Annotated in this window: 18 protein-coding genes; 11 read left to right on the top strand and 7 right to left on the bottom strand. The window is 61.8% G+C overall.

Annotated elements, in window-relative coordinates:
* Positions 1–54: 54 nt before the first annotated feature.
* The 3 genes from minE to minC form a co-directional block, all read right to left on the bottom strand.
* Positions 55–309 (bottom strand): cell division topological specificity factor MinE, encoded by a 255-nt coding sequence (gene minE, locus DNK06_RS06355; protein WP_042552782.1) that lies wholly within the window; start codon positions 307–309, stop codon positions 55–57.
* Positions 306–1,121: a septum site-determining protein MinD gene (gene minD / locus DNK06_RS06350; protein ID WP_131179188.1), complete on the bottom strand. Its 816-nt coding sequence runs from the start codon at positions 1,119–1,121 to the stop codon at positions 306–308. The genes minE and minD overlap by 4 nt, the downstream gene beginning before the upstream one ends.
* 226 nt (positions 1,122–1,347) lie before the next feature.
* A complete protein-coding gene (minC, locus tag DNK06_RS06345) occupies positions 1,348–2,082 on the bottom strand; it encodes a septum site-determining protein MinC (protein WP_131179187.1) in 735 nt (244 codons plus the stop codon).
* A 252-nt stretch (positions 2,083–2,334) separates the two neighbouring features.
* Between minC and DNK06_RS06340 the strand changes: the two genes are divergently transcribed.
* The 3 genes from DNK06_RS06340 (at position 2,335) to DNK06_RS06330 (ending at position 5,263) form a co-directional block, all read left to right on the top strand.
* Positions 2,335–2,850, top strand: coding sequence for a GNAT family N-acetyltransferase (locus tag DNK06_RS06340; protein ID WP_131179186.1), 516 nt, complete (start codon positions 2,335–2,337; stop codon positions 2,848–2,850).
* Between the two features lie 236 nt (positions 2,851–3,086).
* On the top strand, positions 3,087–4,298 hold the full coding sequence (locus DNK06_RS06335) for an MFS transporter (protein WP_131179185.1): 1,212 nt from the start codon (positions 3,087–3,089) through the stop codon (positions 4,296–4,298).
* A gap of 296 nt (positions 4,299–4,594) precedes the next feature.
* A complete protein-coding gene (locus tag DNK06_RS06330; RefSeq protein ID WP_131179184.1) occupies positions 4,595–5,263 on the top strand; it encodes a TIGR04211 family SH3 domain-containing protein in 669 nt (222 codons plus the stop codon).
* Between the two features lie 236 nt (positions 5,264–5,499).
* Here the strand turns inward: DNK06_RS06330 and DNK06_RS06325 are convergent, their stop codons facing one another.
* On the bottom strand, positions 5,500–6,399 hold the full coding sequence (locus DNK06_RS06325; protein WP_131179183.1) for a LysR family transcriptional regulator: 900 nt from the start codon (positions 6,397–6,399) through the stop codon (positions 5,500–5,502).
* Between the two features lie 106 nt (positions 6,400–6,505).
* Here DNK06_RS06325 and DNK06_RS06320 point away from each other — a divergent pair, with 106 nt between their 5' ends.
* Both DNK06_RS06320 and DNK06_RS06315 read left to right on the top strand, forming a co-directional pair.
* On the top strand, positions 6,506–7,861 hold the full coding sequence (locus tag DNK06_RS06320) for an MFS transporter (protein WP_131179182.1): 1,356 nt from the start codon (positions 6,506–6,508) through the stop codon (positions 7,859–7,861).
* Positions 7,862–7,946: 85 nt separating this feature from the next.
* Positions 7,947–9,221, top strand: a complete 1,275-nt coding sequence (locus tag DNK06_RS06315) for a glucarate dehydratase family protein (protein WP_131179181.1) — start codon at positions 7,947–7,949, stop codon at positions 9,219–9,221.
* Positions 9,222–9,266: 45 nt separating this feature from the next.
* On the opposite strand, the gene DNK06_RS06310 is transcribed toward DNK06_RS06315, so the two are convergent.
* A complete protein-coding gene (locus DNK06_RS06310; RefSeq protein WP_131179180.1) occupies positions 9,267–9,836 on the bottom strand; it encodes a cysteine hydrolase family protein in 570 nt (189 codons plus the stop codon).
* Positions 9,837–10,083: 247 nt separating this feature from the next.
* Between DNK06_RS06310 and DNK06_RS06305 the strand changes: the two genes are divergently transcribed.
* Positions 10,084–10,434, top strand: a complete 351-nt coding sequence (locus tag DNK06_RS06305) for a hypothetical protein (RefSeq protein ID WP_131179179.1) — start codon at positions 10,084–10,086, stop codon at positions 10,432–10,434.
* Between the two features lie 116 nt (positions 10,435–10,550).
* On the opposite strand, the gene pgm is transcribed toward DNK06_RS06305, so the two are convergent.
* A complete protein-coding gene (gene pgm / locus DNK06_RS06300) occupies positions 10,551–12,215 on the bottom strand; it encodes a phosphoglucomutase (alpha-D-glucose-1,6-bisphosphate-dependent) (RefSeq protein WP_131179178.1) in 1,665 nt (554 codons plus the stop codon).
* Between the two features lie 206 nt (positions 12,216–12,421).
* On the opposite strand from pgm, the gene DNK06_RS06295 reads away from it, so the two are divergent.
* Positions 12,422–12,823, top strand: coding sequence for a hypothetical protein (locus DNK06_RS06295; protein WP_207389956.1), 402 nt, complete (start codon positions 12,422–12,424; stop codon positions 12,821–12,823).
* An 18-nt stretch (positions 12,824–12,841) separates the two neighbouring features.
* Here DNK06_RS06295 and DNK06_RS06290 read toward each other — a convergent pair whose 3' ends face one another.
* Positions 12,842–13,291, bottom strand: coding sequence for an Rrf2 family transcriptional regulator (locus tag DNK06_RS06290; RefSeq protein WP_131179177.1), 450 nt, complete (start codon positions 13,289–13,291; stop codon positions 12,842–12,844).
* 146 nt (positions 13,292–13,437) lie between these two features.
* Between DNK06_RS06290 and DNK06_RS06285 the strand changes: the two genes are divergently transcribed.
* The 4 genes from DNK06_RS06285 to epsC all read left to right on the top strand — a co-directional run bounded on the left by DNK06_RS06285 (position 13,438) and on the right by epsC (position 18,696).
* Positions 13,438–14,325: an NAD(P)/FAD-dependent oxidoreductase gene (locus DNK06_RS06285; protein WP_131179176.1), complete on the top strand. Its 888-nt coding sequence runs from the start codon at positions 13,438–13,440 to the stop codon at positions 14,323–14,325.
* Between the two features lie 341 nt (positions 14,326–14,666).
* Entirely contained in the window at positions 14,667–15,098 is a 432-nt protein-coding gene (locus tag DNK06_RS06280; protein ID WP_131179247.1) for a c-type cytochrome, read from the top strand.
* Between the two features lie 433 nt (positions 15,099–15,531).
* Positions 15,532–17,607 (top strand): maltose alpha-D-glucosyltransferase, encoded by a 2,076-nt coding sequence (gene treS, locus DNK06_RS06275; RefSeq protein WP_423228048.1) that lies wholly within the window; start codon positions 15,532–15,534, stop codon positions 17,605–17,607.
* A gap of 126 nt (positions 17,608–17,733) precedes the next feature.
* Entirely contained in the window at positions 17,734–18,696 is a 963-nt protein-coding gene (gene epsC / locus DNK06_RS06270; RefSeq protein WP_131179175.1) for a serine O-acetyltransferase EpsC, read from the top strand.
* Positions 18,697–18,916: the final 220 nt, after the last annotated feature.

The raw sequence follows: 18,916 nt of genomic DNA, 5'->3' as shown, positions 1-18,916 counted from the left end.
TAGTGAATTGAAGGTCACGACCAGGCGCTGCTAACCCACCCTACGGTACGCGGATCAACGATCCGGCAGGGTGATGTTCAATTCTAGAATCGAGCAGCTGCCCTGGTTTTCCAGTGCGACCTGGACCTGATCGGAATCGATGGCAACGTACTTGCGGATCACCTCGACCAGTTCCTGCTGCAGGGCAGGCAAGTAATCTGGCTGAGTGCGCTGGCCACGTTCGTGGGCAACGATGATCTGTAGGCGCTCTTTGGCGATGGAGGCAGTGGCTTCCTTCTTGCGCGAACGCAAGAAGTCAAAAATATTCATTCTCGACCTCCAAACAGACGTTGCAGGAAGCCCTGCTTCTTCACATCAAGGAAGCGGTGCACCACTTCCTTGCCGAGCAAACGATCCACTGCATCGCTGTAAGCCTGGCCGGCATCGCTCTGATCATCGAGGATCACGGGCACGCCCTGGTTGGACGCCTTGAGCACGGCCTGGGATTCCGGGATCACGCCGAGCAGGCGGATGGCGAGGATTTCCTCGACGTCTTCCACACCGAGCATTTCACCGCGGGTCACGCGCTCCGGGTTGTAGCGGGTCAGCAGCAGGTGTTCCTTGATCGGCTCACCGCCTTGTTCGGCGCGGCGCGATTTGCTGGCCAGCAGGCCGAGCATACGGTCGGAGTCGCGTACCGAGGAGACTTCCGGGTTGGTCACCACGATCGCTTCGTCGGCGAAGTACATGGCCAGGTGGGCGCCTTTCTCGATACCGGCCGGCGAATCGCAGACCACGTATTCGAAGTTTTCGCGCAGTTCGTTGATGACCTTTTCCACGCCTTCCAGGGTCAGGGCATCCTTGTCACGGGTCTGGCTGGCGGCCAGCACGTACAGGTTCTCCAGACGTTTGTCCTTGATCAGGGCCTGGGACAGGGTGGCTTCGCCGTTGACGACGTTGACGAAGTCGTACACCACGCGGCGTTCACAGCCCATGATCAGGTCGAGGTTACGCAGGCCGACGTCGAAGTCGACGATGACGGTCTTGTGGCCGCGCAGGGCGAGGCCGGTACCGATGGCGGCGCTGGTGGTGGTTTTACCGACGCCACCTTTGCCGGAAGTGACTACGAGGATCTTGGCCAAGGTGATTCACCCCAAAAATGAATAAGAAACAGGAACCTGCCAGCAACTGGTGGTCTGTCGAAAAAATCCGTTGAGCAGGGCTCTGGTGCGACTCGCAAGGCGGGAAAAGCGATTCGCTTCAGGCGCCGAGCGATGCCGACTGGCTGTTTGCCAGTGATTGTTTTGACAGTCTGCCTGAAGGCTTCCAGATGCCCTTTATGTCCGTTAAAAGTGGCGGCAGTATCCGTTAAAGACGGGTTATGTTCAACACGTCACCCGTCAGGCCGACCTGTACCGCACGCCCCCAGTTCGGGTCACGACGCAGGTCTTCGGCAACCTTGTACTGACCCGCGATGGAGAGCAGTTCCGCACCCATCTGCTGGCAGAAAATCCGTGCCTGACGATTACCCTTGATACCGGCCAGAGCGCGGCCGCGCATAGGGGCGTAAACATGGATGTTGCCATCGGCGAGAAGTTCCGCACCGGCACTGACCGGGGCGAGCACCACCAGATCGCAACCCTGGGCGTAGATTTGCTGGCCGCCACGCACCGGCGTGGTGACCACGCGGGTCGGTTTGACTTCGGGCTCGGCCGGTTTGGCGGGTGGCTCCTGCGGTTTCGGCGCCGGGTCGATGATTCGCTCGCGGGCACCGGAGGGTGGCAGCACCGGCAGATCCAGTGCGTTGGCAGCGGCGATATCCTCTTCGCGGTTGGCGCGCACGGCCAGGGTACGCAGGCCGTGCTTGCGGCACAGGATCATCAGCTCGCCGAGATCGAGGCTGCCTTCATCCTTCGGCAGTTTGTCGAGGGCCAGCACCAGCGGGGTGTTGCTGAAGAAGTTCGGGGCCTGGGCGACTTTCTCCGCCAGTTGCAGGTCGAGGCGGGCGAGGTCGTTGTGCGCCAGTTCCATCACGGTGATGGCCAGCATGCTGCCTTTGAGCTGGAACACGGGGTCTTGGTCGAGGAGATCAGCTTGGCTCATGGTCTGCCTGATACGGCCTTGGAAAAGTAGCGGGACTTATAACGAGAACGGCGGCGAGGCTCAAGGGTAAAAGCAGCAACCATCGTTCGATGCTCGGGGCTTTCAGTGACAACGCCGCGAAACATTGGTGCCTCGGTTGCCTATATAAAAGAGGTGCGTGGTTGCGAGCAGGGCAGGTGCGGGCTATGTTGCCGCCACTTTCACCAGTGGGCCGCTTCGTCTGCAAGCGTGCCGATGCAATCCGGGAGGGGCATGAACACGTCACCCATCCATATCGCCCGCGTCCAGGCGAGCGATATCGCCGAGTTGGTCGACTTTGTCATGGCGGCCCGCGCGGAAATCTTCCCTATGCTCGACGCAACGGTATTGCCGGCGGATCTGCAGTACTTCGAGCAGGTGTACCTAAATGGCGAGGATGGCTGTTTCTGGTTGGCGCGCTGTGACGACGAGATCGTCGCGGCCGTTGGTTATCTGCCTTATGACCACCGATTCCCTCAGCTCGACTATGCCGGGCGCCGAACCGTGGAGATCGTGCGCCTGTTCGTTGCTCCGCAATTTCGCCGTTTCGGCCTGGCCAGGGCGTTATATGCGCGGCTGCACGAGCATGCCGCCGATGCCGGTGTGCAGGTGCTCTACCTGCATACTCATCCCTTTCTACCGGGTGCTATCCGCTTCTGGGAAAAGCAGGGGTTCGCCGTCGTCGATGTCGAAGCCGATCCGCTCTGGCAGACGACGCATATGCAGTGCCTGCTGCCCGACTTGAGCTAGAGTCAGAGCCGGTCAGGCCTCGGAAACCTATTGAATGTCAGCGTGCCGGTGGCGTTCGGGCGGCGGATCATCGCGCCGCACCTCGATCTTCTGCTCGAGCGACACCCCCGACGAGGCGCCGTACCGTTACTTCACCAGATGTAGCCAGCCGGATGCTGGTGACGCCATTACATTCCCAGGCCGCTCCATCTTCCGACGATCCGCGCCTGTGTACGCCGATTCATCGCGAGGCAACCATGAACACATCCACTTCCCGCGAACATCACATCCTGCCCCCGGCGCTGGTGCTGTTGTTCGCCTTCTGCTGCGGCGCCATCGTCGCCAATCTCTACTACGCCCAGCCGATCATCGAGCTGATCGCGCCGGCCGTGGGCCTGTCGATGCACAAGGCCAGCCTGATCGTTTCCCTGACCCAGATCGGCTACGCCCTGGGCCTGCTGTTTCTGGTGCCGCTGGCCGACCTACTGGAGAATCGTCGGCTGATGCTGCTGACCACCCTGGCGGCGATGGTCTGTCTGCTGGCCGCTGGCTTCTCGTCATCGCCGAACCTGTTTCTCGGCCTGTCGCTGCTGGTTGGTCTAAGTTCGGTGTCGGTGCAGATGTTGATTCCCCTGGCCGCGCATCTGGCGCCGGAGGCCACTCGCGGGCGCGTGGTGGGCAATATCATGGCTGGCCTGCTGCTGGGCATTCTGCTGGCGCGGCCGGTGGCCAGCCTGATCGCCGAGTATTTCGGCTGGCGTGCGGTGTACTTCTCTGCCGCGACGATGATGCTGGGCATCGTGGTGGTGATCGCCACCACCATTCCTCGCCATGCGCCGGATAACCGCGGGCATTACGGCCAGCTGTTGTTGTCGTTGTTCGGCCTGCTGCGCCGCTACTCGACGCTGCGTCAGCGGGCGCTGTACCAGGGCCTGATGTTCGCGTCGTTCAGCCTGTTCTGGACGGTGGCTCCCCTGGAGCTGGTGCGCCATTACGGCTTCAGCCAGAGCCAGATCGCGCTGTTCGCCCTGGTTGGCGCCATTGGTGCGATCGCGGCACCCATTGCGGGTCGCCTGGCCGATGCCGGTCACACGCGTCGTGCCACTGTGGTGGCGCTGGTGCTCGCGCCGCTGGCCTTCGCCCTGACGCAGGCCAGCCCGCTCGCTGGCGTGATTGGTCTGGTACTGTGCGCCGTGCTGCTGGATTTCGCCGTGCAACTGAACATGGTGCTGGGCCAGCGCGAGGTATACGCCCTGGAGCAGAACAGCCGGGCGCGGCTCAATGCGCTGTACATGACCAGCATCTTCGTCGGCGGTGCCACCGGCTCGGCCATCGCCAGCCCGATCTACGAAAGCTTTGGCTGGCAGGGTGCAGCACTGATCGGCGGAACATTCCCCGCGCTGGCTCTATGGGCGGGATGGCGAGCTGTTGCACCGCAAACGGTCGAGCAGGGCGTTCGGCCACGCTGATTAACGCGGTAATCCTGGCAGCGCTGGTACGTGCCGGTCATGCCGTGATTGCCTTTTGCCAGTCTGGCGACTTACAGCATTTGCCGATCATCGGGCGTTGCAGCGGATCATGTCGATGTACCGGGTGCTGAGGAACCCGCCCGTTTCACTGCTGTCTTTGTGCAGTCGGCCAAACCGAGCAGGCAGCATGGCCTTGGGCCATTTGCGCTGTGTGACTCGCCTTCACAACAATTTGCCTGGTCGACGTTAGCGCGCTGTGTCGCATTGTGTTCCACCGCCGAGTGAAGATCGTTTTTATGTCCCTAGCCCGCCCTTTTTCCGTCTCCTTTTCCCTGCCGCAGGTTCGCGTGCTCGGGGCTTCGCTGCTGTCCGGTTTGCTGCTGATTGCGGCGCCGGTTCACGCTCAGCAGGCCAGCGACAACGTGCGCTGGGTCAGTGACAGTTTGAATACCTACGTGCGCAGCGGTCCGACCGATGGCTACCGCATCGTCGGTACGCTCAGCTCTGGTATGCGCGTACAACTGCTGCGCACCCAGGGCGATTACAGCCAGGTGCGTGGCGAGAATGGCAATGCCGTGTGGATCGCCAACCGTGACCTGCAGGAAGTGCCCGGTCAGGCCGAGCGACTGCCGCAGCTGGAGCAGAAGGTGACCGAGTTGAGCAGCGAACTCGAAGGCATCAACGACACCTGGAAAACCCGCGTGCAAGGCATGCAGGAGACCCTGGATTCGCGCAAGACCCTGATCGACGAGCTGGAAGCCAGCCGCAGCGCCCTGGACATCGAACTGAATCAGGCTCGCTCGGAATTGCGCGAAGCCCAGGCACAACTGGGTAGCGAGCAGAAGCAGGTGCTGATGCGCTACATGGTCTACGGTGGCAGCATCGCCGGTGCCGGACTGTTGGCTGGCTTGATCCTGCCGACCATGTTCCGGATACGTCGCAAACGCAACGATCAGTGGGTGTAACCGATCTCGGGGCGAAACGATCGTAGCCTTCTGCGAAATCGCATCACGGCCACCAATCGCCGCGGGGCGCGGCTCCTACCAAATTGCGGAAGCCAACGCCGCGTAGGAGCCCCGATCTCGGGGCGAAGTGATCGTAGCCATCCTGCGATATCGCATCACGGCCACTAATCGTTGCAGCGCGGTTCCTACAACATCGCGTGAAGCCTCCAGCCACGTACAAGCCCCGATCTTCGTACTCAATCCGTCCCTGTCGCCACGGCCGCACGAATGGCTTCCAGCAGCATCATGCAGGCCGGGTTGTCGTTGTTGCTGCGCCAGGTCAGGTGCAGTTCGCTCTGGATGCCTTCGCCCAGGTCGATCTCGCGGAAGGTCACGTTCCTGAACACCACGTTGGTGGCGCAGCGCGGCACCATGGCCAGGCCCATGCCGGCGTTGACCAGTGCCAGAATGGTCAGTGACGACCCCAGCCACTGCACGTATTCGGGGGCCACGCCGGCCGAGCGGAACATGCCGGTCAGCAGTTCGTTGAACGGTGGGTAGGCCGCGTGGGAATACATCAGAAAAGGTACGCCATCCAGATCCTCGACCCTTGCCTGATCCGCCGTGGCCAGGGGGTGCTGATTCGGGATGGCCAGCACGAACGGCTCACGCACCAGGCATTCGTTTTCGTAACCCGCCTGCAGCAATGGCTGGCGCACGATGCCCAGATCGATACGGCGGGTGCGTAGCGCTTCGTGCTGCTGGTGGGTGTTCATCTCGCTCAGGGAAATCTTCACCTGGGGCTGATTCAGCCGTGCCTCGGCAATCACCCTGGGCAGGAACTCATACACCGCACTGCCGACGAAACTGATGCTCACCGAGCCGATATCGCCTGCCGCGAAGCGCCGCGCCGAGGCTGCTGCCTGGTGGGCGCGTTCCAGCAGATGCTGGGCTTCGATGAAGAAGGCCCGGCCTGCCGCGGTGAGTGCGACGCTGCGGGTGCTACGGGTGAACAGTTCGACACCAAGGCTGTGCTCGAGCAGCTGGATCTGCCGGCTTAGCGGCGGCTGGGTCATGTTCAGCCGTTCGGCGGCGCGGCGAAAGTTGAGTTCGGTAGCCACGGTGGTGAAGCAGCGCAACTGGGCGAGTTCGAACATTGATCTAATCCTGGTATCAATCGAGTGCCAATCTAGATTAGACGGGATCAATGTCCGCGTACATGATCGGCGCATCCCACAAAAACAATCCTCGGGAGCGCCCCAATTGAATAACGTCCAGAGTTCTGCCGACCCGCAGGTTGTCGCCCGCGCGGTCTCCAAGGTGAAACGCCACGTCTTGCCGCTGTTCGTGGTCATGTTCATCGTCAACTACATCGACCGGGTGAACATCGGCTTCGTCCGCAGCCACCTGGAAACCGACTTGGGTATCGGTGCCGCGGCCTACGGTCTGGGTGCCGGCCTGTTCTTCATCGGTTACGCACTGTTCGAAGTGCCCTCGAACATGCTCCTGCAGCGTTACGGCGCCAAGATGTGGTTGACCCGCATCATGTTCACCTGGGGCATCGTCGCTACCGCGATGGCCTTCGTGCCCAACGAAACCTGGTTCTATATCCTGCGCTTCCTGCTTGGCGTCGCCGAGGCCGGGTTCTTTCCAGGCGTGGTGTATTACTTCACCAAGTGGCTACCCGCCGGTGAGCGTGGCAAGGCCATGGCCATCTTCCTCAGCGGCTCGGCCATCGCCTCGATCATCTCCGGCCCGCTGTCCGGCTTGCTCCTGCAGATCGACGGCCTGGGCATGAAGGGCTGGCAGTGGATGTTCTTCATCGAAGGCATGTTCTCGGTGCTGCTTTGCGGTTTCGTCTGGTTCTGGCTGGATTCGCTGCCCAAGGACGCCAAATGGCTGACTCGCGAGGAAAGTCAGGCGCTGACCGACTGCATCGACGAAGAACAGCGTCAGCGCCAACTGGCGGCAGGGGAGACCGGCGCGGTCAAGCACTCGGTGTTCACGCTGTTGCGCGACCCGCAGATCATGCTGTTCTGTTTCCTGTACTTCTCCATCTCGCTGACCATCTACGGCTGCACCTTCTGGCTGCCGAGCATCATCCGCTCGATGGGCGGGCTGGATGACCTGCAGATTGGCCTGTTCAATTCGGTGCCGTGGATCATCTCGGTGGCCGCCATGTATGCCTTCGCCAGTCTGGCGGCGCGCTACAAGTGGCAACAGGCGTGGGCATCGGCGGCGTTCGTGATCGCCGCGTTCGGGCTGTTCATGTCCACCACCGGCGGGCCGATCTTCTCCTTTATCGCCATCTGTTTCGCGGCCATCGGCTTCAAGGCTGCGTCCTCGCTGTTCTGGCCGATTCCCCAGGCGTATCTGGACGCTCGTATCGCCGCTGCGGTGATCGCCCTGATCAACTCGGTGGGCAGCCTGGGTGGCTTCGTCGCCCCAGCCACCTTCGGTTACCTCGAAGAACACACCGGTTCCATCGAAGGTGGCCTGATCGGCCTGGCCGTGGTCTCGCTGATCGCCGGCATTCTGGTGTTCATGACCAAGACCAGCAAGGGCGCCAAAGGCAAAGACAATGGCATTACCTCCAAGCCGGCCGTATCGCCAGCTTGAAAAACTATCTGCGTGGCTACAAAAGCCCCGCGAACGCGCTGGCCAGCCAGCGCAGCAACATCTGTCAGATTTCGGAGTGTGAGTTATGAAGATCAAACAGGTTCGCGTAACGCCGATTGCGTTTCGAGACGCACCGCTGCTCAACGCCAGTGGGATCCACGAGCCTTACGCGCTGCGCTCGATCATCGAAGTGGAAAGCGACAACGGCTACATCGGTCTGGGTGAAAGCTACGGTGATGCGCCGGTGCTCAGTGTGCTGCAGGCCATGCAGGCGTCTCTGGTCGGTCTCGATCCGTTCGATCTCAACGGCCTGCGTGCCCGTGTCGTGAAAACCGTCGCCGCGCTGAAGCCCGGCACTGCTGGCGCCGAGCTGGCGCCTGGCTCTCACCCGAGCAAGCAGGTGGCGAACGCCTACTCGGCCTTCGAGGTGGCCTTTCTCGACCTGCAGGCGCGCGCTCTGGGCATGCCTCTGGTCGATCTGCTAGGTGGCGCGGTGCGTGACGAAGTGCCGTTCAGCGCCTATCTGTTCCTCAAGTACGCCGAGCATGTGGGCTCGCCCTACAAGCCGGATCGCTGGGGTGAAAGCATCAGCCCCGAGCAGATCGTTGCCCAGGCACGCACCATGATCGAGGAGAACGGCTTCAAGAGCATCAAGCTCAAGGCCGGTACCTTGCTCGGCCCGGAACACGAAGTCGCCTGTATCAAGGCGCTGCGTCAGGCGTTCCCGGGTACGCCGCTGCGCATCGACCCCAACGGTAACTGGTCCGTGGAAACCTCGCTGCGCATGGCCGAGCTGATGGGCGATGACCTGCAATATTACGAAGACCCGTGCCCTGGCCTGGAAGGCATGGCCGAGGTGCACAAGCGCACCGGCATACCGTTGGCGACCAATATGGTGGTCACCGACTTCGACGAATTCCGCCGCAGCGTAGCCCTCAATAGCGTGCAGATCGTGCTCGCCGACCACCATTACTGGGGTGGCCTGCGTGATACGCAGATCCTGGCGCGCATGTGCGACACCTTCGGTCTGGGCGTGTCCATGCACTCCAACTCGCACCTGGGCATCAGCCTGATGGCCATGACTCATGTGGCAGCGGCCGTGCCGAATCTGTCCTACGCCTGCGATACCCACTACCCCTGGCAGGAGCCGGATGAAGAGGTGATCAAGGGCGGCAAGCTGCCCATCGTCGACGGTTGCGTGAAGCTCAACCGCACGCCAGGGCTGGGTGTCGAGCTGGATTACGACCAACTGGCCAAGCTCCACGACCAGTATCTGACCTGCGGCATTCGCCAGCGCAACGACGTGACCCAGATGCAGAAGTACGATCCGAGCTGGAAAGCCCTGAAACCGCGGTTCTGAACCCTGTCTTGCCGAGGTGGCCAGAAATGGCCACTTCGGCTTCGCTTAGTGCGGCAGTTCTGCCGTGTGCAGCAGATTCCTCGCCTCAGCGCTGCCAATCACCCGCGCATACTCGCCCTGCAGATTGGCCAGCGCCATGGCATGTACCTCTTCGGCGCTGCGTGACACGCCGTTGTAATCGACCTTGGCAAAGGCGAAGCACGCATCTGCCGCGACATGGGTGGCGAACCCCAGATTGCCGGCCGACCGCGCCGTGCCCTCGACGGAATTGTTGGTACTGACGCCGACGATCACCAGCGACTCGATCCCCCGAACCCGCAGCCAGCGCTCCAGCGCGGAGTTGATGAACGCATCGGGTACGTTCTTCTCGACCACATGTTCATCAGGCAAAGGTTGCAGTGGGGGCTGAAATTCGACCCCGGATTGCCCCGGCGCGAAAAGCGATGTGGACGACCTCGATATATGACGCACGTGCACGATCGGAGCGCGCGCCTGTCGCCAGGCCTGCAAAAGCTCTGCGACACGTGTCGGCGCTTCGGGATTGTTGCGTTCCCCGGCAGCCGCCTCGAGCATGCCGCGCTGCATATCGATAATGATCAGAGCCGGTTGGGTCATGGATGAAGCCTCGCTTTTGGGGACTCGGGCACTTCTGGATGGATTTTCCTACCTGCAGCCTGCGTGGTTCCTGATCAGGCATTGCATCTTGCACGACCGAATAATGGTCACCGTGCAGGATGCATAGTTCAATTAGTTTTTTTATAAATTTAATCGTTATAAATCAATGACTTATTTTTTTAAGAAGCTGGCATGCACTCTGCAATAACCCTCTCGACAAAGGAAAACCACACAGAGGGTACGAGCCATGCAATACGCCATCCAGCAGCTGATCGAAAATCTCCCGGATCATGTTGTCGATTTCAAGAAGCGCCCCGACGGGATGTTGCTGATGACCTTGCGCAAGGACAATGAAGTGGTGTTCGTGAAGGCGATCGATTGCCAGACCGTGGTCTGCGAAACCCGCGTACAGGCCCTGCTGCATGAAATCATGCGTGACAGCAAACTGGTCAGCGGCGAGATCAACTGGAAAGGTCAGGGTGCTCAGTGGATCGACCGCACGCTGCCGACCTTCACCGGTGCACCGATCAACCCGACTGCCGCCAAGATGATGTGGGCACGTCGTGCTCGCGACGGCGGCTACCGCGCTATCGCCTAGAAGCAGCTAGAACATTCGAAAGCCCCGCATAAGCGGGGCTTTCTGCATCTGCAGTATCCGATTCTGCGGGTTAGCGCGCTTGACCGACACCCTGTATCGGGCGCCGGCTGCGTGGGTCAGCCCGCCAGTACGCTGTCGACCAGCGCCTTGGCTTCTTCCTGAATGCGTTGCAGGTGGGCATCGCCCTCGAAGCTTTCGGCGTAGATCTTGTAGACATCCTCGGTGCCGGATGGGCGGGCGGCGAACCAGCCGTTGTCGGTGACCACCTTGAGCCCGCCAATGGCTGCACCGTTGCCCGGTGCTTCGGTGAGGATCGCGGTGATCGGCTGGCCGGCCAGTTCGCTGGCGGTCACCTGGGAGGCGGACAGCTTACCGAGGCGGGCTTTCTGCTCACGGTCGGCGGGTGCGTCGATACGCTGGTAGACCGGCGCACCAAAACGCTCGGTCAACGCTGCATAACGTTCGCCCGGATCCTTGTTCGTCACGGCGGTGATCTCTGCCGCCAGCAGGCCGAGGATGATGCCATCCTTGTCGGTGGACCAGGCGCTGCCATCCTTGCGCAGGAAGGAAGCGCCAGCAGACTCCTCGCCACCGAAGCCGAAGCGGCCTTCGATCAGCCCGTCGACGAACCACTTGAAGCCCACCGGCACTTCCACCACTTCACGACCGATGCCTTTGGCGACACGGTCGATCATCGAGGAGGACACCAGGGTCTTGCCGATGGCGGCCTGGGCAGCCCACTGCGGGCGGTGGGTGAACAGGTACTCGATGGCCACGGCCAGGTAGTGGTTGGGATTGAGCAGGCCCACCGAGCGGGCGACGATGCCGTGGCGGTCGTGGTCGGTATCGCAGGCGAAGGAGACGTCGAAGCGATCCTTGTTCTCGATCAGGCCGGCCATGGCGTGGGGCGAGCTGCAATCCATGCGGATCTTGCCGTCCCAGTCGACGCGCATGAAGCGGAAGGTCGGGTCGACGCGGGTCGACAGCACCTCCAGCGGCAGGCCGAAGCGCTCGGCGATACGTGTCCAGTAATGCACACCGGCACCGCCCAGCGGATCGACGGCGAACGTGAGGCCGGAGCCGCGAATCGCCTGCAGATCGAGTACCTGCTCGAGATCGCCGACATAATTCTCGATGAAGTCGTAACGCTGGGTGGTCGGTGCTTTCAGGGCACTGGCGTAGTCGATGCGTTGCACGCCCTTGAGGCCTGCCACGAGCAGTTCGTTGGCGCGCTCCTGAATCCACTTGGTGACGTCGGTGTCCGCCGGGCCGCCGTTGCTGGCGTTGTACTTGAAGCCGCCGTCGGCAGGCGGGTTATGCGACGGCGTGATGACGATGCCGTCGGCCAGGCCGCTGCTGCGCCCTCGGTTGTAGTCGAGGATCGCTTTGGAGATCGCGGGGGTCGGCGTATAGCCAGGCTCGCCAGCGGTTTCGCTGCAGCCGGCATCGATACGGGTTTCGATGCGGTTGGCGGCCAGCACTTCCAGCGCGGAGACGAAGGCCGGCTCGGACAGCGCGTGGGTGTCCATGCCGATGAACAGCGGGCCGTCGATGCCCTGGCCGCGGCGGTAATCGCAGATCGCCTGGGTCACCGCGAGGATGTGCCATTCGTTGAAGCTGTTCTTCAGGGACGAGCCGCGATGGCCCGAGGTACCGAATGCCACCTGCTGTGCGGGGTCGCTCGGATCCGGACGTTCGCTGTAGTAGCGTGATACCAGGCGCGGCAGATTGGCCAGGCTGTGCTCGTCGGGAAGGCGTCCCGCGTTGCTGTGGATGCTCATCAATCGTTCCTTTGATGGGATGAAGGGGCCAGGCGGCTATCGCAGCGCGCGAGGCGTCGGACTCGGAGGTTCGACACCACGGCGGTGGTCTGGAGTTCCCCATACTCGTGACCACGGATGATAAAGGCTGCATGACAAAGCGCCAGCGCCTTGTGCCGGACGCCAAGCATGGTCAACGAGCTGCCAGGCTGGCTATGATGCAGACCATGAGCCTATCGATGCCGATCCGCCATCCCTGTCCACCTGGCGCTTGCGACTGCGAGCGGGAGCGGTTGCTGGAAACGCCTACTGGCGATCAGCGTATCCTGCTGCTGACCAGGGCGGAGGAAAAGCGTCTGCTCGACCGTCTGGAGAACCTCGCCAGCCTCGAGGAGCTCGAGCGTATGCAGCAGCGCATGTTCGAACAGTTGGGCATTCGCGTGGAGATTGCGCCTGGTTTCAATGAAGTGCGCAGCATGCGTGGCATCGCCATCGAGGTAACGACCTTTCCCGGCCTGTGCCGAAAAACCCGCCAGGCGATTCCCGCCGCCATCCGCCGTGGCCTGGAGCGACGCCCGGAAATCGCCTACGCGCTGCTCAACGCCCACGACCTGTTTCGCGAGCTTTGAGTCAGTCGCTCCGCATGCTCACAGCGTCTTGCAACCCGCGCCGAGCGTCTGATAGCGGGCATCGAAATCATCGGCCAGTTTCGCGACGGTGATGCTGGATAAACGCTGCAGCAGCAGCGCCTGAGCCTCGTCAAAGGCTTGGGTAAGGGCCTGGTTGACCGCCTGTTCGACCAGGCACTGGGGATGATCGGTGGCCAGGCCGATGCTGAAGATCGACTGCGCGCCGAGCGCCTGGTGAATGTCCAGCAGGGTGATCTGCGCCAGCGGCTTGGCTAGCGACCAGCCACCGTTGTGGCCTTTGTCCGAGGTCACGTAACCCTTGTCGCGTAGCAGGCCCATGGTGCGGCGCACCACTACCGGGTTGGTGTCCAGCATACGGGCGATGGTGTCCGAGGTGGTGCGCTGTTCGTGGCGATCCATATGGATTAGCACATGCAGCATGCGTGACAGCCGGGTGTCGTTTCTCATGGGCGTCTCGAGGTGGAGAGGCGATGGTGTGGAGTATGATTCGTAATGAATACAGTTACGAGAGGTTGACGGACTTTCCAACTGTAACTTATGGTGTTTCGTGAAGGCTCGGGCATCATCCGGGTTCTGCATGGAGGAGTAGCGCCATGAGCTATGACGCAATCATTGTCGGGGGCAGCTATGCCGGCTTGTCCGCCGGCCTGCAACTGGCCCGCGCACGCCGTCGGGTGCTGGTGATAGACGCTGGCGTGCGGCGTAACCGCTTCGCCAGCCATTCCTACGGCTTTCTCGGCCAGGACGGGCGGCCACCCGAAGAAATTGCCGCCGATGGCCGCGCCGAATTGATGGACTACCCGAACGTGACCTGGCTGGTGGGCGAAGCAGCCGAGGCTCGTGGTGACGGCGAGGGTTTCCTGGTGACGCTCGCCAATGGGCAGGTGCAGCCTGGAAGGCGCTTGATTCTTGCCGGTGGCGTGCGTGATGAATTGCCAGCCATCGAAGGCCTGGCCGAGCGCTGGGGGCGCAGCGTCTTTCACTGTCCCTACTGCCACGGTTATGAGCTGGATCTGGGCCGCATCGGCGTGTTGGCTGTCTCGCCAGTGTCGATGCACCACGCGATGATGCTGCCGGACTGGGGCAGCACCACGTTATTTACCAACGATGCCTTCACGCCTGACGCCGAACAACTGGAACAACTCGCGCGCCGCGGCGTGGTAGTGGAACCGGATCTGGTGCAGTCGATAAGCGGCGAGCGAGTCGATATCAACCTGGCCGATGGCCGCTGCGTCGCCCTTGACGGTTTGTTCGTACTGCCGCGTACCCGCCAGGGCAATACGTTGGCCGAGCAATTGGGCTGTACCCTGGCTGACGGTCCCATGGGGCGCTATCTGCAGACCTCCGAGACTCAGGAAACCAGCGTGCCGGGCGTGTTCGCTTGCGGGGATACGGCGCTGGCTGCGGGCTCCGTGGCCCTGGCTGTAGGAACCGGCGCCAGGGCGGGGGCAGGGGCTCATCAGTCGTTGATCTTTCGTTAGACGAGCGTAGGTCAATGAACAGTATCTGTTAGGGTCTGTTGACGTTTCAGCGCAAGCCGCGTTGCCGCGAGAAATCTCGCCAGGCTAGGCGGAGGACGCCGGTAATGGTGTTCCCTTGCCAAGTCCTCCAACAACGCATGGCGAGATTTCCCGCGCAACCCGCAGGGCCGGGCCCGTTTTGTCGCGATGCTGCGTTTCTCGCCGGCTCATTTGGCCAGCCAAACTTCGCGGCTCGTGCCTTGCCTCGCGGCAAAACGGGCTCCGGCGCGGTCGTGCTGAAATGTCAACAGACCCTAGGGCATACTACCGGCCCCTTCGTACGACCGAATTATCCCGTGCAGATGTCAGGCTTTCGCATCAGAAAAATCGCCGCATACCGATCTTCCCAACGCTTTCTCGGCCGCTGCCTGCTGGTCGTGGCAGCGGCGCTGTGCGCTCCTGGCATGGCTCATGCCGAAGCGAATCTCGCTGCCGGCGAGGCGCTGTTCAAACGCAGTTGTGGCAATTGCCACAACGTCGGGCCGGGGGCGCGCGCAGCCTTCGGCCCTCAGCTCAATGGCATTCTTGGTCGACATGCAGGGTCGACGGGCGACTACCGTTATTCGCCTGCCATGAAGGACTCCAAGGTGGTCTGGAGCCGGGAGACACTCAGCGACTTCATCAGGGATTCCGATGAGGTGGTACCCGGTAACAAGATGCGCTTCTGGGGAATCGGCGATCAGGAAAAGATCGACAGCCTGCTGCTCTATCTACAGTCCCAGCAGGTTCACTAAGAACCTGTTCACGATCTTTCGAGCAATGACAGCAGAAAGGCGGGAGCGGACAGTCGTAGGATGGGTGAAACCCATCGGAAATTGATGGGTTTCACCCATCCTACGGGCTAATCCAAGCTACAGGTCGTGGCCGAACGTAGCCTGGATTAGCCGCAGGCGTAATCCGGGGCCGAAGGCCGTGATCCATGGTTCAACGCGGGTCACCGACCGTCCGCTTACGCCACATTGCCGCCGATCTATAGGGATACGGGTTCCTGTTTGCCAAGTGCACAAAGATCGTGAACAGGCTCTAAGAGCCTGTTCAGCCTTTGCGGCGCGTCGGTCATTCAGTCTGAACGAAGCCAGCCATGCCGGTTCTGAAACGTCAACAGACCCTGGAACCGGCGGACGGCGCGGCCGTTCGCGATCCTTTCTCTCGAACCACGGGATCGCTATGGCAGATGAACAACAGATCAACTGGTTGGTCGAGCAGTCCATGTTGCATGCGGCCCGCCAGCGTACGCATCTCTATTCGGGGCAAGCGCGGCTGTGGCAGCAGCCTTATGCATTGGCCCGCCCACGCAGCGTTACTGCGGTCGCCTCGGTGTGGCTGGCGGTGTACCCGGCGGCGATCATCACTGCGCCAGGTGGCTCGGTGCTCCAGGCTCTGGGGGACGAACGTCTCTGGACAGCGCTTTCGGAGCTGGGTGTGCAGGGTATCCACAACGGGCCGCTGCGGCGTGCGGGCGGTTTGCAGGGGCGCGAGTACATACCGACCGTCGATGGCAACTTCGACCGCATCAGCCTGGAGATCGACCCGCGTTTCGGTAGCGAGGAGCAACTGGTTCATCTGAGCCGGGTGGCGGCTGCGCACAATGCGGTCACCATCGATGACTCCATCCCTTCACATACTGGCAAGGGCGCGGACTTTCGCCTGGCGGAAATGGCCTACGGCGATTACCCCGGGCTCTATCACATGGTGGAGATTGCCGAGGCGGACTGGGCATTGTTGCCGCCGCTGGCCGAGGGCCGTGATTCGGTGAACCTGTCACCGGCAGTGGTCGATGCCCTGCGTGACAAGCATTACATCGTCGGCCAGTTGCAGCGGGTGATCTTCTTCGAGCCGGGCGTCAAGGAAACCGACTGGAGCGCCACCGGCGAGATCACCGGTGTGGATGGCAAGGTGCGGCGCTGGGTGTACCTGCACTATTTCAAAGAGGGTCAGCCATCGCTGAACTGGCTGGATCCGAGCTTTGCCGCCCAGCAACTGGTCACCGGCGAGTCCCTGCATGCCATCGACGTGATTGGCTCACGGGTGTTGCGCCTGGACGCCAACGGCTTCCTCGGCGTCGAGCGACGTAGCCACGGCAATGCCTGGTCGGAGAGCCATCCGCTGTCGTTGACCGGTAACCAATTGCTCGCCGGCATGATCCGCAAGGCGGGGGCGTTCAGCTTCCAGGAGCTGAACCTGACCCTGGACGATATCGCTGCGATGTCCCAGGGCGGGGCGGATCTGTCTTACGACTTCATCACCCGCCCGGCCTACCAGCACGCGCTGTTGACGGGGGAGGTGGAGTTCCTGCGCCTGATGATGCAGCAGATGCACGATTTCGGCATCGATCCCGCCTCGCTGATTCACGCGCTGCAGAACCACGATGAACTGACGCTGGAACTGGTGCATTTCTGGACGCTGCACGCCAACGATACCTACATGTTCCGTGGTCAGCACTTGCCTGGCAGCATCCTGCGCGAACATATTCGCGGCGAGATGTACGAGCGCCTGACCGGCGAGCATGCGCCCTACAACCTGAAATTCGTCACCAACGGCGTGGCTTGCACCACCGTCAGTATCATCACCGCGGCACTGGGCATCCGTGATCTGGATGCGATCAACGAAACCGACATCGAGCAGATTCGCCGCGTGCACCTGCTGTTGCTGATGTTCAATGCCATGCAACCCGGCGTGGTGGCGCTTTCCGGCTGGGATCTGGTCGGCGCACTGCCGCTCGATGCACAGCAGGTGGCAGAGCTGATCGCCGACGGCGACACGCGCTGGATCAACCGCGGCGGTTACGACCTGGTCGATCTCGATCCCGAGTCACTGCTCTCCGCCGAAGGCCTGCCGCGTGCACGTCAGTTGTACGGCAGCCTTGGCGAGCAGTTGCAGGATCCGCAGTCGTTCGCCTCTCAGGCACGGCGCATGTTCGCGGCACGGCGCTCCCATGGTGTGGCGTCCAGCCGGCAGATCGCGGTGCCGGTGACCTGTCACCCGGCGTTGCTGATCATGGTGCATGAGTTGCCGGCCGGACGTGGCATCCAGGTGACGGCGCTGAATTTCGCTGCAGAGGCGCTGAGTGAGGTGATCACCCTGGAGCATGTCGAGCCTGGGCCGGTCGTGGATATCATCCATGAGCGGCTGCTGGGGGATCTGTCTGCCAACGGCGAATTGCATATTCAGCTCGAGCCTTATGAGGGCCTGGCGCTGCGTATCGCGAGCATGGCGCCGGGGCTCGCGCCGCAGGATAACTGATCCATATGCCTTTTGAGACTAAGCAAATAATCATTGGATATTTGAGGGCGTGCGCGGGAGCGCCGTATCGTCCATGTCCATAGGGGCTGGCCATGGGTGCCGGTCGCAGCGTGAGTTGAGGTTTCAATGAACAGCGAGTTTGCCACCAGCAATGTTGGTGGCACCGAGGCAGAGGGTTCGTCCCATTCGATCAACTGGCAGTTGGAGCAGACCGTCGCCGGCTTACGTGCGGCCCGCGCCGAGTGGCGTAACCGTTCTGGGCGCGATCCCGAGCTCGGCGGTCGTGAGCTGCCGTCGCGCCAGGCAGTGGCGACAATTCTCAGTGGGCTGTGTGGCGCACTGTTCCCGATGCGTTTGGGGCCGGCCGAGCTGCGTGAGGAAAGCGAGGACTACTACGTCGGCCACACACTGGATCGGGCACTGAACGGCCTGGTGGCGCAAGTGCGTCTGGAGCTGCGTTATGCGGCGCGGCAGCGCGGTGAGGGTTCTGATCAGATGGATCAGCAGGCGGTTGCCGTCGTCCGTGACTTTGCTGCCGCATTACCGGCATTGCGTCGCCTGCTCGATCAGGACGTGGTGGCGGCTTACAACGGCGACCCGGCGGCGCGCAGTGTCGACGAAGTGCTGCTGTGCTACCCCGGCGTGCTGGCGGTGATTTACCACCGATTGGCTCATCATCTGTATCGCGCCGGCTTGCCGCTGCTGGCACGTATTGCTGCAGAAACTGCTCATGGTGCCACTGGTATCGATATCCATCCGGGCGCGCAGATCGGCCACAGCTTCTTTATCGACCATGGTACCGGCGTGGTGATCGGCGAGACCGCGATCATCGGCAACCATGTGCGCATCTATCAGGCCGTTACCCTGGGTGCCAAGCGCTTCACCAGTGACGAAAGCGGCCAGCTGCACAAGGGCCAGCCGCGTCACCCGATCGTCGAGGACGATGTGGTGATCTATGCCGGTGCCACCATTCTCGGCCGCATCACCATCGGCAAAGGCTCGGTAATCGGCGGTAACGTCTGGCTCACCCGCAGCGTCGAGCCTGGTAGTAACGTATCCCAGGCCAGTGCCCAGCAACGTGAATGCTGAACTGCGATGGCTTGATCTGTGTCACAGGATAGTCACCGAAATTTCTTAGACTCGGTGCGAGACCAAAGAGAAAAAAGGAGAAGAGAGATGGACGATTATCAGGAAGAACTGCTCGAGTCCCGCGCCCTGGAACAGGACGTGCCCGAGTTCGCTGAAGACGCAACCGAGCTGTAAATGCTCGCCTGAGGCCAGATGGGGACTTGAACGACAATCCGTACAG

This window comes from Phytopseudomonas daroniae, assembly GCF_004327285.1.
GTDB lineage: Bacteria > Pseudomonadota > Gammaproteobacteria > Pseudomonadales > Pseudomonadaceae > Aquipseudomonas > Aquipseudomonas daroniae.
This window is presented reverse-complemented; position numbering and strand designations above follow the sequence as displayed.